General features: G+C 30.0%; 20 protein-coding genes. 5 read left to right on the top strand and 15 right to left on the bottom strand.

All coding sequences use genetic code 11. The annotated features are described in order from the left end of the window. Positions 1-176 precede the first annotated feature (176 nt). Positions 177-1223 (top strand): beta family protein, encoded by a 1047-nt coding sequence (locus OCU55_RS05955; RefSeq protein WP_261851386.1) that lies wholly within the window; start codon positions 177-179, stop codon positions 1221-1223. 37 nt (positions 1224-1260) lie between these two features. Here the strand turns inward: OCU55_RS05955 and OCU55_RS05950 are convergent, their stop codons facing one another. The 10 genes from OCU55_RS05950 to OCU55_RS05905 all read right to left on the bottom strand — a co-directional run bounded on the left by OCU55_RS05950 (position 1261) and on the right by OCU55_RS05905 (position 11470). Beyond that, on the bottom strand, positions 1261-2061 hold the full coding sequence (locus tag OCU55_RS05950; RefSeq protein ID WP_261851385.1) for a hypothetical protein: 801 nt from the start codon (positions 2059-2061) through the stop codon (positions 1261-1263). 235 nt (positions 2062-2296) lie between these two features. Further along, positions 2297-2692 carry a retropepsin-like aspartic protease gene (locus tag OCU55_RS05945; RefSeq protein ID WP_261851384.1) on the bottom strand — a complete coding sequence of 132 codons (396 nt, stop codon included), beginning with the start codon at positions 2690-2692 and terminating at the stop codon, positions 2297-2299. Next, positions 2693-2938 (bottom strand): hypothetical protein, encoded by a 246-nt coding sequence (locus OCU55_RS05940; protein WP_261851383.1) that lies wholly within the window; start codon positions 2936-2938, stop codon positions 2693-2695. It lies immediately after the preceding gene. Between the two features lie 163 nt (positions 2939-3101). Further along, positions 3102-4301 (bottom strand): BRCT domain-containing protein, encoded by a 1200-nt coding sequence (locus OCU55_RS05935; protein WP_261851382.1) that lies wholly within the window; start codon positions 4299-4301, stop codon positions 3102-3104. A gap of 88 nt (positions 4302-4389) precedes the next feature. Then, positions 4390-5226: a DUF4351 domain-containing protein gene (locus OCU55_RS05930; protein ID WP_261851381.1), complete on the bottom strand. Its 837-nt coding sequence runs from the start codon at positions 5224-5226 to the stop codon at positions 4390-4392. Between the two features lie 290 nt (positions 5227-5516). After that, positions 5517-7496 (bottom strand): hypothetical protein, encoded by a 1980-nt coding sequence (locus OCU55_RS05925; RefSeq protein WP_261851380.1) that lies wholly within the window; start codon positions 7494-7496, stop codon positions 5517-5519. Beyond that, on the bottom strand, positions 7496-9196 hold the full coding sequence (locus tag OCU55_RS05920) for a molecular chaperone HscC (protein WP_261851379.1): 1701 nt from the start codon (positions 9194-9196) through the stop codon (positions 7496-7498). The genes OCU55_RS05925 and OCU55_RS05920 overlap by 1 nt, the downstream gene beginning before the upstream one ends. 440 nt (positions 9197-9636) lie before the next feature. Beyond that, positions 9637-10071, bottom strand: a complete 435-nt coding sequence (locus OCU55_RS05915) for a GNAT family N-acetyltransferase (RefSeq protein ID WP_261851378.1) — start codon at positions 10069-10071, stop codon at positions 9637-9639. 145 nt (positions 10072-10216) lie between these two features. Beyond that, the gene (locus OCU55_RS05910) at positions 10217-11089 is read right to left on the bottom strand and encodes an SDR family oxidoreductase (protein WP_261851377.1); all 873 of its coding nucleotides are present in this window, start codon (positions 11087-11089) and stop codon (positions 10217-10219) included. Positions 11090-11263: 174 nt separating this feature from the next. Next, positions 11264-11470: a DUF4351 domain-containing protein gene (locus OCU55_RS05905; RefSeq protein ID WP_261851376.1), complete on the bottom strand. Its 207-nt coding sequence runs from the start codon at positions 11468-11470 to the stop codon at positions 11264-11266. Positions 11471-12072: 602 nt separating this feature from the next. Here OCU55_RS05905 and OCU55_RS05900 point away from each other — a divergent pair. The 4 genes from OCU55_RS05900 to OCU55_RS05885 all read left to right on the top strand — a co-directional run bounded on the left by OCU55_RS05900 (position 12073) and on the right by OCU55_RS05885 (position 13542). Then, a complete protein-coding gene (locus tag OCU55_RS05900; protein ID WP_261851375.1) occupies positions 12073-12267 on the top strand; it encodes a helix-turn-helix transcriptional regulator in 195 nt (64 codons plus the stop codon). A gap of 2 nt (positions 12268-12269) precedes the next feature. Beyond that, positions 12270-12779, top strand: coding sequence for a DUF6773 family protein (locus OCU55_RS05895; protein ID WP_261851374.1), 510 nt, complete (start codon positions 12270-12272; stop codon positions 12777-12779). Between the two features lie 9 nt (positions 12780-12788). Continuing rightward, the gene (locus OCU55_RS05890) at positions 12789-13040 is read left to right on the top strand and encodes a hypothetical protein (RefSeq protein WP_261851373.1); all 252 of its coding nucleotides are present in this window, start codon (positions 12789-12791) and stop codon (positions 13038-13040) included. A gap of 94 nt (positions 13041-13134) precedes the next feature. Then, entirely contained in the window at positions 13135-13542 is a 408-nt protein-coding gene (locus OCU55_RS05885) for a hypothetical protein (RefSeq protein ID WP_261851372.1), read from the top strand. A gap of 117 nt (positions 13543-13659) precedes the next feature. Here the strand turns inward: OCU55_RS05885 and OCU55_RS24035 are convergent, their stop codons facing one another. The 5 genes from OCU55_RS24035 to OCU55_RS05865 form a co-directional block, all read right to left on the bottom strand. Further along, positions 13660-13968, bottom strand: coding sequence for a TIGR04104 family putative zinc finger protein (locus tag OCU55_RS24035; RefSeq protein WP_427847026.1), 309 nt, complete (start codon positions 13966-13968; stop codon positions 13660-13662). 256 nt (positions 13969-14224) lie between these two features. Next, complete coding sequence (locus OCU55_RS05880; protein WP_261851371.1) at positions 14225-14704, bottom strand: hypothetical protein; 480 nt, start codon at positions 14702-14704, stop codon at positions 14225-14227. 180 nt (positions 14705-14884) lie between these two features. After that, positions 14885-16054 (bottom strand): HNH endonuclease domain-containing protein, encoded by a 1170-nt coding sequence (locus OCU55_RS05875; protein ID WP_261851370.1) that lies wholly within the window; start codon positions 16052-16054, stop codon positions 14885-14887. 145 nt (positions 16055-16199) lie between these two features. Further along, entirely contained in the window at positions 16200-16499 is a 300-nt protein-coding gene (locus tag OCU55_RS05870; RefSeq protein WP_261851369.1) for a ChbG/HpnK family deacetylase, read from the bottom strand. Positions 16500-16588: 89 nt separating this feature from the next. Further along, positions 16589-17773, bottom strand: a complete 1185-nt coding sequence (locus OCU55_RS05865; RefSeq protein WP_261851368.1) for a CaiB/BaiF CoA transferase family protein — start codon at positions 17771-17773, stop codon at positions 16589-16591. Positions 17774-17781 lie beyond the last annotated feature (8 nt).

Here is a 17781-nt window from a genome sequence, read left to right as displayed (position 1 = left end):
AAGATTGGCAATATATGCAATAATTTATCAGAATATTCAAAAATAAAAGTATTGATTAACAAAAATGTCATTTTATGTGCAATAGGTAACGATGAAATTAAAAACATATTGAAACTAGCATATTTGCAATTTAAGCAGCATATTACATTAAGAAAATAATTATGTAAGGAAATGCTATGACTTTCAAATATGTACCTATTCTAAGAAATTTAACAGCAGAGAGAGAGGCACTGAAATATCAAAAAACATCAGCTAAAATAATGCCACTTATAGAGTTAGTATCAGATAAGCCTAGAGAAAATTCAAAACTAGATTTTAAAACCTTTAGTAAGCAGTTATTTAATGATATATCCACTCCCTTTTTTGTGGACATTCCTATGTATATTAAACTATCTAAAAGAACAAAATCTTCCGTTACTGAATTTCTTGATCCAATTTATCAAAATCAAATTAAGAGATGTAACTATTTAAATTTGTTATCAAATATTTGCCCTGGAAGATTAGTACCTGTAATATCTTATAATCCTAATATTCCTTATACAAAAAAACTTATTGTAGATCAAGTGAAATTATTAAGAGCTAATTATAAGAAGCTTGCATTTAGAATCTTTGCACCTTACAATAACTCAATAATTGATGAATTAAAGACAGTATTGAAGCCTCAAGATATTATTTTACTTGATATTTTTCAGCAAAAGCATAATAGTACATCGTTACTCCGCATATATCCTGAAATTAATACATTAAAAAATACCTTCGGATGTACCACTGTAATATTACATTCAGCACTTCCAGATAAATTACCAAACACTAAACTACAAGATAATAAGATTATACAGGATGCAAGTACTAATCTTATAACTTCATATAATAGTCAAAAATATAAATTTGATGCTTTTGGTGATTTCGCAGGTATAAAGGTTTCTAATTTAGAAAACATTCCTGTATCAAGTCCTGCATATATTCACTACTGTGCATTATCAAATAATTACATTGGATTTAAGGGATTGTACAGAAAAGTTAGGTCCTTTGAAACCATGGTATTGCCCAAATACACTTTTTCATCTTATTGGTCGAGCATTCCTAAAAAACATAAGAACTCCTGTTATGGATGCACATTAATTGAGAGAATGCTCAGCGGAAAAGTGAAAATCAATTATGCCCCTAGATGGAAAACCCTAACTATATGTCACTATATAAAATCAATGGATGAAGTTTTATAAAATATAAATTGGAGCTGAAAACATTAATTCAGCTCCTCTAAAATTTCATACTACAAGTTTTCAAAACATCTTCAAATATAATATTGTCAGCTATCGCAAACAACAACATTTCTGTATAGAAAGGATACTTCGTTCTTTCATCACTCCAGAGCTTATGATTAATAGCAGCTATCAAATCACAAAGCATTGGGTATGCCAATGTATCGTCTATAAATATTTTCTTATCTACTTTACTCATAACTTTTTTATCATTTAAGTTATCTAAATATTCGCTAGCTCTAGACAGCCTTATTAAAGTTTCAATATTTACTCCTCTAAGCTTTGAGTTTCTACCCTCTGACATAGGAAAGAACATCTTTGAGGAATTAGTTTTTAGTAATATCCAGTTAATAGAATAGGCTACTCTTGTATCGTAAATAATGTATTTTTCAGGATCAATAAAGCTTAAAACCTTTGTTACACTTGCTCTGCTTTCTATTTTTGCATATTTACTTCCCTCTGCTCTTTGCTTTAGAAACTGCTCTACGGAAGAGTTTAGCTTCTCAACATTAATTGAGTTTATTCCACCCCAGTTAGATACGATCCATTTATAAACTAGTTTTCTATCTTGAATTGAATCAAGCTTATCTAAAACAGAAGATAGTATTAATTTTACTGCAACATTTTTCTCATAACTACTTTCTATCTGCTGCAGCTGCTGACACTCTTCGGAGCTAATTATTCCATTTTCTTTTAAGAAGTTAACATCCTTATCCTTTGGAGTATCCCAATTAAACAATTTTTCAATCTTTAAAGCGAATGGTAATAAATATTCTACTATAGCTTCAATATTGAACATATGCGTCTCCTTCTTCCCTATTTTACCTATAATCAACCTTGTTAGTATTCTCTTTTAATTTGGAATATATCGATATCTTGCCATATCATTCAAAATAATATTATACACCTATCTGAATCTTTATATAAAATATAATTTTCTGCAAAAAATAAGCCACGATTTATTTTCATGACTGTTGTAAAGATCGAATATAACTCTTAAATTAAGTTTCTGTGTATTTTAAAATTTTCATGGATTATATATCATTTTTCAAAACTATTTTATCTTCAACTACATCAATAATAACTTTAGAAGCTTTTAGTAAATCTAAGCCTAATAGCCCATTTATTCTATCCTTTGGGTCTATTTCACCAAAATCAACCCTCACATTATCTATAGAAATATTTCCAAAGCTAATTTTGTCTATTCTTTTTCTTAAGGAACTACATATGCCTCCACCTAAGCCATAAGCATTTACAATTTCATCGTCTAATGCTACTTCTGTATCTAATTCTTCAAGAAAAACTGGAGATAATATAGTATGAAATGCACCAGTATCTATTATAATATCTTCTACCAATACTTCTTTACCATCATGACAAAGAAGCAAGTTTGTATATAAAAGCCCATTCTTATAAGTCAATTTAACCATTTATATTTTACCTCTTATGCCAATATATTTAATCATCTGTATTTCTACTCTATCTTTAGCTGTATTATATATGTACTGTCCTGTTTTGCATTTTAAATGTTCTAACATAGCTTCTTTTCCGTCCTTAATAGTTTTTATAAGAGCTATCTCATCTACTATTTCCTTATCCTCTTCCATATGAGAGTCTACTATCTCGAACTTAATAAAAGTATTAGGATATTGCTTTCTTATTTCTTCCCATTTCACGCTATCATCTCCCTTAATGCATTTGTGTTTATATTGATTTTAGCATAACCAAAGACTTATATGAAGTTATTTTAGTGAAAATAAAAAAGCACTCAATCCACCAAAGATTAGTGCTTTTTTCTTGAATCAAAAGTTCATCCAATAGCCCTAAAACAAGCCGTGATTACTTCTTGTATATTAGATTTAGAAACTCTTCCTCAGACAGTACTTCAATTCCAAGCTCCTGTGCTTTACTTAGTTTACTTCCTGGATTTTCACCTACAACTAAAATATTTGTCTTTTTGCTTACACCGCTTTTTACATTTCCACCATACATAATAGCAAGTTCTGAAAGCTCTACCCTATCTTTCACGGTTTCACCAGTAAATACTATGTTTTTACTTTGTAATATATCTTCTATGATGTTTTCCTTAGCTCGTTCTAACCTTGCTTTATTCTCTTCTCTTTCTTCCTTATCAAACATGTAACTTCTCTTAGGTTTAGTTTCACTAACACTTGTGTTCCCACCTAATTTGCTCCACTTCTTAGGCTTTAACTTTTTCAACAGTTCTAATAAATCTAATACATCTTGCATTGCAGTATGTTCTTGATTATCTTTTATATTGTAATGTTCTAATAAATCCCTTAACTTATAGCTATCCAGCTTTTCCATCTTTTTTATTGTATTCATACTACAATAAAATACTTGATCTTTATCTATCCAGTTCCAGAAATCAAGAAAGCTTTTATCAAAGCTAGCATTATGAGCTACTAGTGGATACTTATATTTAAGAAGGAAGTTTTTAAATTCTTCTCTTAAAGCTTCATTTTCTTCAATATTCTCAAGACCTGCACCATAACCTTTTTTATATTCTTCTACTTCGTTAATAATAGCTAAATGTAACTTATCTATAATTTCATAATCCTCAACAACTGTAGCTGCTACTTCCCTTATTCCGTCTTTTGGATAAAAGCTATGAGGAGTTTCTATATCAACTATTATAAATCGCTCTTTTTTCTCCGCTTTTTTATTAATGCTCTTACTTTCATCTGTTTTTTTATCTTTTTTATTTTCATCTAATTTTTTAGCTTCATCTAATCCTGTTTCTTCAATTGAACCATATAGCGAAAAGTCTTTTTTCTGCATATCCAAAAAATAATCTGGATGAATACTATGAAGCTCTCCATCAACATAAAGCACTATTTCATTATCATCAACATATCCAGCAACCTTACACTCAATATGCTTGTCTGTATAAGCACCTTTATAATAAAAGGCTTTTACTTCTGTAGCTTTTGGAGAGATTAAATGCCATTCTTTCAATTTTTCAAGCTCTTTCTCTACGGATTCAAAGGTCTTCCATTCTCTTTTAGTTTCTATCATATATTTTCTCCTTTACATGGTCCCGATTCCTAAATAGTAAAAATAAGAGCCTATATTATAGACTCTTATAAAATCACACTTGTGCTTTTTAAAAATAATTTTCTAAATCCTCTACTCTTTCTAAATCAAATATATCAGTGGCTATTAATTCTATTTTTTCTGAAGATAAATTTTTTATCTTTTCCTCATATTCTTGAGGAAGCTTCTTAAACTTCTTGTTTAATAACTTTATGAGAATTTCAGCCTTTCCTTCATCTCTTATCATCTTTCCTATTTCAGTCACACTGAACACCTCCTTAAATCTCTTTTTAGATATTTGATCTCCAAATTTATCAAACAATGCATACAATAAAGTTAAGCATTTCAGTTTAACTTCACTATCTTCAATTGAGTTTGCTAGTTCTATTCCTTCTAGAGTTCTTTCACTTTTACTAATCCTACTACTCATTAATGGAATAAAACTCAGTGTCAATATATCGTCACTCGTTAACTTTTCATTATTTCTAATTTTATTTTTTAGCATTTCAAGCTTTTCATCACCATTTAAATTTTTCATGTAAAAAGCTTCAATGTTATAATTAATACTTCCTGCATCAATATGTATTTCAGCATCTTCAATGTCTGCTGAATATATAACTACTGTTCTTATCTTGCGCCTATCCTTATAAAATAACGAAGCATCGTAATACAAAAACCGCTTTATATCTTCCTTTTTGTCTGTAGTTTGAAATTCAAAATGAAGATAATTATCATCTTCCGTGTAAAATAGATAGTCTGTGTAATTAGTTTTAATATCTACGTTTTTTATCTCTGTTTCTGCAGGAGCAACTATTTTTGTATCAATGCCAAAGAATTCCACTGCATTATCTTTAAAGAATTCCATAGCCTTTTTGAAGACTGCATCTTCAATTTTATTATAATCCATTCTATGCCTTCCTTTCCACTGCTTTATATATGATATTATTTCCAGTAGAAAGAAAGATATACGAACAAAAGTTCGTATATCTATATTAAGCTATTTTCTAATTTATATCTACTTTTTATAGCTTAAGTTTTTTACTATTTTTATTACAGAAAAAAATCACCAGATTGGCTTTTTAATCATTTACTTTCCGAAGCTTCAAGTATTATATATTTAAGCTAGACCCATTAAATCTAACACACCAACTATAAAAAACAACAAACCCATTAATGCCACTATTGCTACAACTATATTTAAAAATATATAAAAGAATCTTTTTTTCCTTGTATATTTCTGGATCTTGCCTTTTTGAAATACTTAAAGCAAAGATACATAATACCTGCTGATACTAGTAATATTATTATAACGCCTCCACTAGAAGATGATCCATCTTTTACATTTAAGCCCATTAAATCAAACACACAAACTATTAAAAACAAGAAATCTATTAACGCCACTATTGCTACTACTATATTTAAAAATATATAAAAGAATCTTTTTTTACCTTGTATATTTCTGGATCTTGCCTTTTTGAAATACTTAAAGCAAAGATACATACCCCCTGCTAATATTAGTAATACTATTATATCTCCGCTACTAAAAGATGACTCACTTTTTCCAATTAAGCCAGCTAATTCTAACACGCCAACTATTAAAAACAAGAAATCTATTAATGCCACTATAGCTACAACTATATCTAAAAATATATAAAAGAATCTTTTTTTTCCTTGTATATCTCTAGATCCTGCCTTTTTGAAATACTTAAAGCAAAGATACATAACACCTGCTAATATTAGTAATAATGCTATATCTCCACTACTAGAAGATGATGCATTTTTTCCAATAACGGATATAGCATTTATAATTCCAGCTAGTAAAGCAAAATATCCAAAGTTGCGCTGTAAAAATAGTACAAATTTAGATTTTTTTCCTGATTTAACCTTAGTGCTTTTTGCCTTTAAGTCTTTCACTATATTTTTGCATTCTTTCTTTAAATCAGATCTTATAATTTTAGAATTTTTTTCATCTTTCACAAAATGAAGTATTCTAGTTAGATAATCTCTAGCAACTCTATCTTCTGGTTCTATTTTTAAAGACTCTCTAAAGACTTTACTTGCATTAACAAAGTCTGAATTGTCAATATACCTTTTTCCTAATAGTTCCCTTAAGCCTAAATCCTTTGGATTGCGACTCACTAAGAATTTATAAACTGCAGTAGCTTTATCGATTTTATTAGCATAAGTAAAGGTTTTTGCCTGATATAAATATATTGCTATGTCATCTTTTGATAATTCTATGGCTACATTAAAGTTATCATCACCGGTGATATCATCATTAATTCTAATATAATATTCACTATTCATGCATTTTAAATATGGGTCTTTATCATATATCTCTTCTGCAAGCACAATGAACTTCCTTGCATTGCCTAGTTCATTGTTCATTAATTCGATAAAAGCATCTTCTCTATATTTCACATACTTACCAAAATCAACATTTGCATTCTCATCCAAATAGTTATATCTCGTAATTCTGTCCTCATTACTTAACTGCAAAAATATGTAGTTTACTATCTCCCTTGGATAATCATAATGAGTATGCCATTTTTCTTCATTGATTTGAAAACTTTGACTAACTAACTTAAATACGTCTCTTGGCAGACAGTAATTCTCTATTAAAAAATCTGCCATTCTCGTACCAATTTGATTCTTAAGTTCGAATTTCCACATTACTTCATCATTTAAAAGTTCTTCCCAATACTTTAAATCAATACGCTTAAAGAAATCGTCATATAAAGCTTGTACCTTTTCAAAGAATAATTCAATTTGCTCAGTAAAATTAACTTCAAGATTAACTTCCTCTTCTTTTATATTGATACGAGGAGGTGTCTTATAGTTATAGTCGTCTAAGCTGTCCTCATTATTTGTAATTTTTAAATCAATGAATCTTTGATTATCGCTTTCTTTATAGATATCACCATTGTCATTTTCATTGAATTCTTCTTCAGAATGAACGATGTCTAACTCTTCATTTCTTACGGATAAATCGTTATATTCTATATTCTTCTTATAATTTTTAGCATATCTTAAGCAACTATCATAGGCTTCTTTAAGGACCTGAAATCCTTCCGGATCATCTTCTGGATTAGTTTTTTTTAATTTCTTTGCATAAGCCCTTTTAATTTCCTTGACTTCCCCAGTAGGTTCTATTTCAAGCACCTGCCATATGTTCATTAATAATCAAACCACCCTTCCAGTTGGTTTAATTTTTCTTCTAATTCCTTTGATGCTTTCTTTATAGCTTTATCATCCTGACTTGCTAAAATTCCATCAAAGTATTGAAGCAAGCTTGCTATATATTGACGTTTATCTCCTAAAGATTCTTGATATAACCTCTCCCCTTTTGCAAGCAGCAGTTTATTCTCCATTTTGTCTCTAGGGTGAATTTTTATGTCCTTCAAGGCTTTTAATCTTTCTTCAATTTCTTTCTTTGTCATGCTTCCTTTATTTTTCTCAATAACTACGCTTTTAACTTCACCACTGGACAATACCTTTGCTTCTACTTCTAGAAGTCCATTGATATCATAGGTATATCTTAAATCAACCTCTTCTTTTCCTGCTGGGCCTTTTGGAAGCTTTATCTCAAATTCTCCAAGCCATAGATTTTCGTTAGTCTTACGGCCTTCACCTTGATAAACAGATATCCTCATTATGGATTGATTATCCGTTATGGTAACAAGAGATTTTACTCGGCTAACAGGGATAGTTGTGTTTCTATCAATGATTGGTAGAAAATATCCTGATTCTATAGTTCCATCATTATGCCTAGTACTAGTTTCTACTCCAAGAGTGTATGGACAAACATCAGTTAATACCATTTCTTTTAAAGCTTCATTTCTCTCCATTAAGGCAACCTGAATTGCAGCACCCAAAGCAACCGCTTCATCAGGATTTATATTTGTATATGGCAGCTTTCCAAACATCTTACTAACCACAGATTTTATTATAGGCATCCTAGTTGCTCCACCTATAAGAATTACCGCATCCATATCACTTGGACTAAGTTCAGCATCCCTTAAAGCACGTTCAATAGGATTTCTAAATCTAAATAGTAGCTGAGTTGCTAATTTATCAAATTCATCTTTATTTATAGCTTTTTCATAGGTTTTATCACCCAAAGTAAAACTCATAGTTCCCGAATTACTTTCACCAATTGCTCTCTTGCAAATCTCCGCCTGTTTGTAAAGCGCGGATTTTTCCTTAGAACTTAAGGATTCCACTTCAATCTTTTCACTATCTATAAAATAAGACACCAAAAGATTTGTGAAATCCTCTCCCCCTAAAAAGTTATCCCCTGATATAGATCTAACTTCCATTACACCTTCAAATAATTCTAGGATTGATACATCAAAGGTTCCTCCACCTAAGTCAAAAACTATAAATTGAGTTTCCTCCTCTTCTTGATGAAGCCCATATGCTATAGCTGCTGCAGTAGGTTCACTAATAAGCCTCTCCACCTTGAGGCCCGCAAGCTCTGCTGCCTGTTTTGTTGCCTTTCTTTGGGTATCATTAAAATAAGCAGGTATACTTATAACTGCTTCTTTCACTTCTTCTCCTAAGAAAACTTCTGCATCCTCTTTTAAAGCTCTTAATATAAATGAGGATAATTCCACTGATGTAAATGAGTATTTACCAAGCTTGTACTCTTTATTTGTTCCCATATAGCGTTTAAATACAGATGCAGTCATATGCGGATGAGTTATAAGCCTTTCCTTTGCAACTGCCCCTATAACTATTTCATTATTATCATCAACCCCAACCACAGATGGCGTAAGGTTTGACCCATGTATATTTGGTATTATTCTAGGCCCATCCTCAGTCCAATAAGCTACAAGACTATTTGTTGTTCCTAAGTCAATTCCTATTGCAGGCATAAAATTTTCCCCCTTCAATTCTCTAATAAATTTCCATTATTTCTAACTAATTTTTGGTCTAAATTATAATTTCTATTAAAATCACAACTTTAGACTATAATATACATATTGTAACATATTTTTCAAAGATGCTCCACATATGTAGTATTTAGTAAAGATTTTTAATCTTTGCAAGATATTTAAGATAATAAAGTTAATGGTGAAATAGAAGATAATTAACTATTTGGCATACAGAAATACAAGTCGGAAGGTTTAAAGCGAATTGCATTTATTGAAGACGCTGTAGCAAAATTAAATGTAGCCTTGAAAAGTTCTGAGCATAATTAAATAATTATAAAATTATTTAATTAAAAAGGCAGAAACCCTATAAGCAAAGGATTTCTGCCATATATACTCTGTATTCAAAAAATCTTTTTACTTTTTGATGAAGATATTGCCTTTTACCCATTATATTTCATTAAATAATAAGGCTCTTCACCTTCTGTTTCTTCTTCTGTCTTCCACCCTTGAGACAAGTAGAATTTCAAAGCATTAGTATTTTCTTTTACGCATTTTAAGGTTAGTGGCAGTCCAACTGCTTTTACAGCTTCTTTAATTAATTCCTTTCCAAGTCCACACCCTTTAAATTCTGATGAAATAAATAAGTTATGAATAAATTTATCTTCCTCCCAGATTGAAACGAAACCTGCAATATCATTATTCACCTTTGCAGTTAATATAAGCTCGCCTTCAGTACTATGATCAAAGTCCTCTAATTTTATGTTGTCAAAATCCATCCATCTAAAATTTTCTTGTCTTGATTTTAGAAATATATCTCTTAGCCTATCGTACTCTTCCTCTCGAGCCTTTTGTATTGAAATATCACTGTTATTCATACTGCCTTCTCCTATCGTAAAATATTTATTATATTCATAAAGGTTATCTAATAAATCTTAAAATTTATATTCTTCACCATCTTCAGGTACTAAAACCTTTGAAGAAGCTTCAATATTGAACATGATTTTATCTTTATTCACTATTTTATACTTTCATATACAGTAAAAAATCACTAATACATCTACTAACTGCTTCTTCAGTATTTGTGAAGTATATATTCTGCTCTATAAGCTTATTATTACATATTCTAAGATATCTATTATTTTCCTTATATCTTTCTGTATCCTTTATTAAAAGTTCCTCTACCCTATGACCTAGCCCCATATTTTCTAAAATTATTTTACCAACTTCATAGGTATTTAGGTTACTTTCGCTTCCAGTATTGTATACTCCCTTTGGCAGATTAAGTATCTTATCAAAATTGCTTATTAGATCATAAACATAGGTTATTCCTCTATATTCGTTGGCAGGAAGGGTTATTTGCTCATTCTTTAATACAGCTTTTACAAGGTTCCAAATTATATTAGAATTTATCTTAACATTTCTTTCCGGTAAACTAAATAACCAGGTAAGTCTTAATATTACTGGGTCATCCACAATGCCACATATAGCATTTTCAGCTTCAAGCTTGTGCCTACCATAAACCGTATTTGGCACTGCTACACAGTCTTCCTCATATGGACCTGCTTCAACATTGCCATTATATATTTGATCCGAACTTAAATATATTAACTTTGTCTTAGCTTTAGCGCAGCCCTTAGCAATATTAATTGTACCCTTAACATTTACATCATAAGATAATTCAGGATTACTTTCGCATTTGCCTGTATCAGATATTGCTGCAGAATGAATAAGATATTTTGGCTTAATATCAATAATCTTTTCTATAGTTTTTTCTTGATCACATATATCTAAATCCTTATGGTTTAGTGCAATTATGTTATATTTATCTCTATAATATTGAACAAATCTGGACGCAAAAAAGCCCTCTGCTCCAGTAATTAGTATTGTATCCATGTATAATCCTCACTTTATCTTCTTTTTGATGAGTCAAATTAAGCTTTGACCATTTAATTTACTTAATTATTTATGTAATTTAAATCACCTTATTAGTACAAATATGATGACATTTACCTCAATGGCTTTTCAAAAACAACTTGAAGTACTCTTACAAAAATTGGATATAAATTTTCAGAAATACTTTTCTAAATCTTCTACAGTTTCTATATCGAATATTTCTAGTGCAATCACTTCTATTACTGTTTCTGACAAACTATTTATCTTTTCTTCATAATAAGGTGAAAGCTTTTTAAACTTTTTTATTAACTGGTAATTAAGAATTTCACGTTTGCCTAGCCTTCTGCCTTCTTCCCAAATCATTCTTCCTATTTCAGTCATTATAAATTTCTCCTTAGCTTTATTCCCAATCTTATCATTAATCAACTAAATCAGTTTTGAAACTGATGATTTATGGATGTACCACTTCATCATAAAATTTATATCTTCAAATCTGCATATCAAAAACCAAATACATTTTAAAAATAGTTTTCAGATTGAAGCATTACATCTTTAATTATACTTTTAATTCTGCTTATCTTCCATTACTTTAGATGTACTGTAATCTAAATCTGTCTATGAAAGTTTATCATGTTTAATAATAAGTTATTTTACCATAAATCATTTAAACAACATTCTTAAAACCATATCCCTAAAAATCTTTCTCCTTTTAATTTACAAAAAGCTGCATTACATTTACAAAACCTGCATTTCAAATACAAAAGTGGCATTTCGTTTACAAATATTCAATTGTAAGGTTCAAATATTGCTTTTCAATTTATAAAGTGGCATCTCATGCTTCAATTCCCACTCAGTTCTCCCATAAACTCACCTCAATCAAACTTCTTGTCCCATTTACTTGGCATTATGTAATATATATTTGACATATTGCAAAACATATTGTACTATATATACATAATATGGAACGAAAGGTTGTAGTTTACATGAAAAATGTAAAAATGAAAATGGCAAGAGTTGAGAGTGATATGTCTCAGGAAGAATTGGCCAAGGCTGTAGGAGCCACAAGACAAACCATTAGTATGATTGAGTCTGGTAACTACAATCCTACACTAAAACTTGCTGTAGCAATATGCAAATCTCTTGGCAAGACCTTAAATGATCTTTTTTGGGAGGAATGATGATGCTAAGTATTGATGAAAGAAGTAAAAGAAGATTAGAAGAAACAGCTACAGGGGTATTAGGACTATTTTACGTGATATGTGCCTTTGAGATGATAATAAAGTTTTTTGTAACCAAAGATATCTCAAGTATACTAGGCGAGTTTATAATTTTTCTTTCTGTCATCTTCACTTTTCTTATAGTGCAAAGATTTCACAGAAGCTACTCACCAACGCTACCAAGAAAAAATAATGGTGAACTGCTAAGTGCCGAAAATACAAAACAAGCAAAGCACAAAAGGCTGTTAATCTATGCAAAAGACTCTTTTGTATATTCTATTAGCTTTACAGCGTTTTCTGTAGTAATGGATTACCTAACAAAAAAACAGGATATAACCTTTAACCTAGAATTCTTCGTAAGTCAATTTCTTAAAATTATACTATACTTTATTCCTTTCTTTATTTTAGATACTTTATTAAAAGAGAGAAAAATTAAAAAATACAACAAATGGAATGATAATCTAGATGATTAGGAGGTTATTATGAATTTTAATAAGAAGTTAAAGAATTATGCAAATGGTAGTGATGAAAGAACTATAGACGTAGTAGGAAGTTCTTCCCTTATAACCCTTATCATCGGGGTAGTAATTTTTTTAGTTGAAATGTTAGTTAAATTTGCAATAACAAAAGATCTACACTCAATTACCTGGGAAGCTGTGCTTTTTCTTATAATGGTAGTTGTATTCGTGGTTATACATTTACTTAACAAGATACGAATAACAATTAAGTTTTAGTGAACACATCAGAACAAGCTTCTGGTGGTGCCTCAGTTATTAGAGACTTTGTATTAGGCTCGTTACTATTATAATTATAGATAGGGTGTAGACAATGATTTCATTAATTCTAGGTAATACAGTAAAACGTTACGATCCATTTAGTGTTAAAGAAGTGCTCTATTCAAAAACAAATGATATTGTTAAGTATGCAGTTTTTATTGATGACGACCCACTTTCTCTAGAGTTTGGATTTGGTACTTTCCCTAAAGCAATTAATTCAAATGATCATTATTTTTTTCAACAAATCTTATTACTAATAGAACAAAAGCTAGCTAATCAATATAGTAGTCTAGAAAATGCTAAGATAACTTTACAAGAAATTCTGAGTAATAAAGTTGATGATAAAGTAGATGAGAATGAATTATTTTCTATAAAGAAATATATTACAGATCGAACTAATAGAATAGCTTTTATTGAAGCTGCTAGAACCAAACTTAAATCAGACTTCAAGAATACTTAACTTTAGTATCAATTAACAAATAATTAAGAAGTGAAGCTTCCTTTTAGAATTTCACTTCTTATTATTTATAGATGTTATTTGCTATAACCAATAAACCAAATAGTCATTTTTAGAGGTTCAGTTCTCTAAATTATTATAGCTTTTGCTATTCGAGTGGATTTTTACGAGAAACGGTGAAACACATAATATTGCAATACACCATACTAAATAAATTAGAATTGAATATGAATGAAATACACTAGTTAAAAACACTTGAAATGGTAACGGTATAAGTATTAATACAAAGATAACTATACGCGAACTATTATTCATGTAATATCTAGTCTTGCAATTATCACATTCAAGCTTATTTCCAAAACCGATTGATTTAACAACATCAATCCATTTAAATTGTCTAGAACAATTCTTACACTTAAGAGTACTCACAGTTAACTTTTCTCCTTTCAAATTATTTCTTTCTATGTTCAACTTTTTGTGTTTCCTGTTTTAACTTGGAATATGATAATATTCTACCACATTATTCAATATGATGTTACTTATCTATAAAAAAGTAGTTAAAGAGAAGTTCTTTAACTACTATATATACTAATATATTTGATTAATTGTGTTTCTACTTTAGTTTTGACTGTATTACATATGTATTAACCTGGTTTATTAAATAACTTTTGCACTAATATACTATTTAGTTATTTAATACAGCTATCATCTCATCTGGTGAAGATAAAAATCCTAAAGGTCCATATCCTTTCCCCTCGAAATCCATAACCTTACCAACTGAATCATTTTTATCTAAGCAAAAGTAAAGTTTAGAATAAGTAATTGACTTTTCTTTTTTAGAATATGGATCCCAATAACTTAATTTATTTTCATTTGAATAATCAAATTCTAGTAAGATGGATTTCTTTTTAAGATCCTCTTTCATAAAAGCACATAATGTTTCACCAGTAATTGATTTAATCCTGTCGTTAGCTATATCTACTAGTTTTTTGTACTTGTCATCACTACTAGATATATTTGTAACTGTTCCTTTATTATAAACAGCTATTTTTTCAGGATTCTCTATTGGAGATACATAGTGCTTTTCTTTTTTATTAAAAAACATAGTCACTATTCCACAGCAAACTATTATTATTGCTAGCAGAATTAATACCTTCTTTTTCAAAAGAGTTCACCGCCTTATATATGTTTCCAAAACATTGCAACATACATATTTAGTAACAATATGCTATTCACTGTAGTTTTGTAATTTAATACAAATCTATGTGTGCTCACTTAGCGCCATCTAGTAACATTAAACCCTATCAATCGATAATATGATAATAACACCATAATTATATTTATCCTACTCTTGGTTAAAATCAAATTTATCCATAACCACAAACCCCTGATTTTCAGCTATTTGATAAAGTGGCATTATACATTTTCTCATTTCCTCAGAAAACTTTTCTCTTGAAGCATGTTTATGAAAATCATATATTTCTTCAACTCTTAAGGCATCTATGTATTCCTCAACAAAACTATTAATCTTATTTTCACATACATAATCAAAGGCTTCATATTGAATATTACAGAACTTCTCCATATACTTGTTATACGGTAATAGCTTGTCGCTCTTTTTACTGTTGATGTTCTTAAAGGTAGGGGTTAAATTCCATAGTTGATCGTGCATCACAAAGCTCCAGGGAATAAAGTGATCTACGCTTAAGCTTCCTAATCTCTCATAATTAGTTACTGTAAACTTTTCTCCGGTATATATGTCTGTTATATTTTTTGAAAGAATTATCTTATTCCAAAGCTTTGTGGATTTAGTAAGATTTCTCGACCTTGGAGGCTCTAGTTTTAAAGCTATAGCTGGAACATTAAGATTTCTTTTCTGTAAAAATACAACTATCTTAAAGTATATCCACGCTTTTATTATCCTGTAATTATCGTTCAGATATCTTGACCAGTTTTCACTTACGATTATTCTATCTTCAACAATTTTGTATAGAGAATTTTCGTTACCTTGAGATAATTCAACTATAAGTCTTTTCTTTTCACCCTTTGGCATTCCTTTCAATTCCTCTTCAAAGAAAGGTGAAAGCAGTCTATAAGGCACAAGATATGTAAGCTCTCTAATCATCTTTTCAAGCTCTTTATCCTGAACAGTATTTATAGTATTGAAAAGTTTTTCTTCATCGCAGTTTGCTGAAACTTCATAGTTATCAGCAATATAAGACACTAGCTTTTTCAGATTGTCAAAAGCACCAAAGCTCAGCTTATATTGCATTATTGGATACCAAGCACTCACTATCATTCTTGCTATTAAGGTTCTGAACTTTATATCTCTATTTCCTATGCTAACTTCCTTCAAAATTGCCAAAAACCAATACATCTTATAACTAGCCACTACCTTGTCATCATTTAATAATCTCGAAAAGGTTCTTGAATCTACGAAGTTACTTGATGGTAGACTGTTTTGTATTTCTTTGGCTAGGATCGATTCTTGGGTAATACTATATAATTTATCCATTTATTATCACCTTGTGCTTTTCATTATTAAACTTTTATACATAAATATAAATATTCTTATAGGATAATTTTATCATATATTTATTACTTCTTATGGTAAATAACCTGATTTTATGTAAAATCATTCTTTATTTCTATCTTCTATATTATGAATTGCTGATATTTTTATATAACAATTTTCTAATCCATTGTAAAGTGAAAAAGGACTTACTACATTCCTTAGTAATAGTTTTTCCTCCAGTAAGTGAATTCCCTATAGTTAGATTTAAATGAACACCTATCCCAAGATCTGTAGTTTCTTTAGAAATTTTTGCTCCATATTCTAAATAAGGCATATTACATAACGCAGTAGTTGAGGTTATTATCCCTTTTTTGTGTCCTTCAATTATGCCTTCAGTATTTCCTTTGGTAAATCCAAAATCATCAGCATTAATAATTAATTTCATATATGCCTCCAAAACTAAAAATTGATTTTATCTAGCACATTCAGCATTACATAAATACTTATAATAATGCTGAATATACTAATACTCTTCTATTTTCTGTTCTTAAAGTAATCTACCTCTTCACTGGACAATCCAAGTAGTTCCTTCATAACTGATTCAGTATCCAAGCCTAAGATTGGAGCCTTATCATATGAATACTCATCGCTTTCAGTAAATTTTATAGGTGAGCCTACTATTTTCATTTTTCCTGAAATAGGATGTTCTATCTCCTCTATCATTTTTCTAGTATCAACAATATTCTTATCATTAACTACCTGAGCCACATCATTAATTGGTGCACAAGGAACCCCTTTTGCTAAAAGTATTTTAATTATTTCCTCTACATTGTGCTCCTTGGTCCAGTCACTGACAATTGCTTTTAACCTATCATGTTCACTTACTCTATCCTTATTTAACTTAAACTCATCTATTTCTAACAAATTCTTTTTATCAATAGCCTCGCAGAATTTTGCCCAAATATTATCATTACCTACTGCAATAACTACCCATCCGTCTTTTGCTTGAAAAGAATCGTATGGATAAATAAACTCGTATCTATTTCCAATTCTCTCTGGTACTCTCTTTTCAACCAAAAATATTTCAATCAGAGTTTCCATTGCACTTACTGAACAATCTACAAGGGATATATCAATTCTTTCACCATGACCAGTTCTACTTCTCCCTTGCAATGCTGCTAATATTCCTATGCAACAATTAAGCCCTGCTAAAATATCTTCTATAGCAGTTCCAGTTCTTGTAGGCGCAGAATCTGTCCAACCAGTGACACTCATGATTCCGCTCATAGCTTGTGCAATTACATCATACCCAGGCAGTTTGCTATATGCTCCTGTTTGACCAAAACCTGATATGGAAGCATAAATAATTTTAGGATTTATTTCCTTTACTTCTTCATAAGAAAAACCTAATTTGTCCATAGTTCCAGGCTTAAAATTTTCTACGATAACATCTGATATTTTTATTAAGTCAATCAATACTTGCTTAGCCTTTGGATCCTTAAGATTCAATGCAATACTCTTTTTATTTCTGTTAAGGTTGGCAAAATACGCACTTATTCCTCTATCAAAAGGAGGGTAGCCCCTGCTGTCATCCCCTTTTAATGGCTCTTCAATCTTTATCACCTCTGCTCCCATATCTGCTAAGAGCATAGTGCAATATGGGCCAGATAATACTCTAGTTAAATCTAAAATGCGAATGCCATCAAGTTGCTTTGACATTTATAAAA

The organism is Clostridium folliculivorans (assembly GCF_024341905.1).
GTDB lineage: Bacteria > Bacillota > Clostridia > Clostridiales > Clostridiaceae > Clostridium_AR > Clostridium_AR folliculivorans.
Note: the sequence above shows the minus strand (reverse complement) of the source record. Positions and strands in the feature narration are given on the sequence as shown.

What these genes read in the sequence shown, in the direction of transcription:
- OCU55_RS05955 (WP_261851386.1), top strand. Translation starts at nt 177, where the DNA reads ATGACTTTCAAATATGTACCTATTCTAAGAAATTTAACAGCAGAGAGA.
- OCU55_RS05950 (WP_261851385.1), bottom strand. Translation starts at nt 2,061, where the DNA reads ATGTTCAATATTGAAGCTATAGTAGAATATTTATTACCATTCGCTTTA.
- OCU55_RS05945 (WP_261851384.1), bottom strand. Translation starts at nt 2,692, where the DNA reads ATGGTTAAATTGACTTATAAGAATGGGCTTTTATATACAAACTTGCTT.
- OCU55_RS05935 (WP_261851382.1), bottom strand. Translation starts at nt 4,301, where the DNA reads ATGATAGAAACTAAAAGAGAATGGAAGACCTTTGAATCCGTAGAGAAA.
- OCU55_RS05930 (WP_261851381.1), bottom strand. Translation starts at nt 5,226, where the DNA reads ATGGATTATAATAAAATTGAAGATGCAGTCTTCAAAAAGGCTATGGAA.
- OCU55_RS05925 (WP_261851380.1), bottom strand. Translation starts at nt 7,496, where the DNA reads ATGAACATATGGCAGGTGCTTGAAATAGAACCTACTGGGGAAGTCAAG.
- OCU55_RS05920 (WP_261851379.1), bottom strand. Translation starts at nt 9,196, where the DNA reads ATGCCTGCAATAGGAATTGACTTAGGAACAACAAATAGTCTTGTAGCT.
- OCU55_RS05915 (WP_261851378.1), bottom strand. Translation starts at nt 10,071, where the DNA reads ATGAATAACAGTGATATTTCAATACAAAAGGCTCGAGAGGAAGAGTAC.
- OCU55_RS05910 (WP_261851377.1), bottom strand. Translation starts at nt 11,089, where the DNA reads ATGGATACAATACTAATTACTGGAGCAGAGGGCTTTTTTGCGTCCAGA.
- OCU55_RS05905 (WP_261851376.1), bottom strand. Translation starts at nt 11,470, where the DNA reads ATGACTGAAATAGGAAGAATGATTTGGGAAGAAGGCAGAAGGCTAGGC.
- OCU55_RS05900 (WP_261851375.1), top strand. Translation starts at nt 12,073, where the DNA reads ATGAAAAATGTAAAAATGAAAATGGCAAGAGTTGAGAGTGATATGTCT.
- OCU55_RS05895 (WP_261851374.1), top strand. Translation starts at nt 12,270, where the DNA reads ATGCTAAGTATTGATGAAAGAAGTAAAAGAAGATTAGAAGAAACAGCT.
- OCU55_RS05890 (WP_261851373.1), top strand. Translation starts at nt 12,789, where the DNA reads ATGAATTTTAATAAGAAGTTAAAGAATTATGCAAATGGTAGTGATGAA.
- OCU55_RS05885 (WP_261851372.1), top strand. Translation starts at nt 13,135, where the DNA reads ATGATTTCATTAATTCTAGGTAATACAGTAAAACGTTACGATCCATTT.
- OCU55_RS05875 (WP_261851370.1), bottom strand. Translation starts at nt 16,054, where the DNA reads ATGGATAAATTATATAGTATTACCCAAGAATCGATCCTAGCCAAAGAA.
- OCU55_RS05870 (WP_261851369.1), bottom strand. Translation starts at nt 16,499, where the DNA reads ATGAAATTAATTATTAATGCTGATGATTTTGGATTTACCAAAGGAAAT.
- OCU55_RS05865 (WP_261851368.1), bottom strand. Translation starts at nt 17,773, where the DNA reads ATGTCAAAGCAACTTGATGGCATTCGCATTTTAGATTTAACTAGAGTA.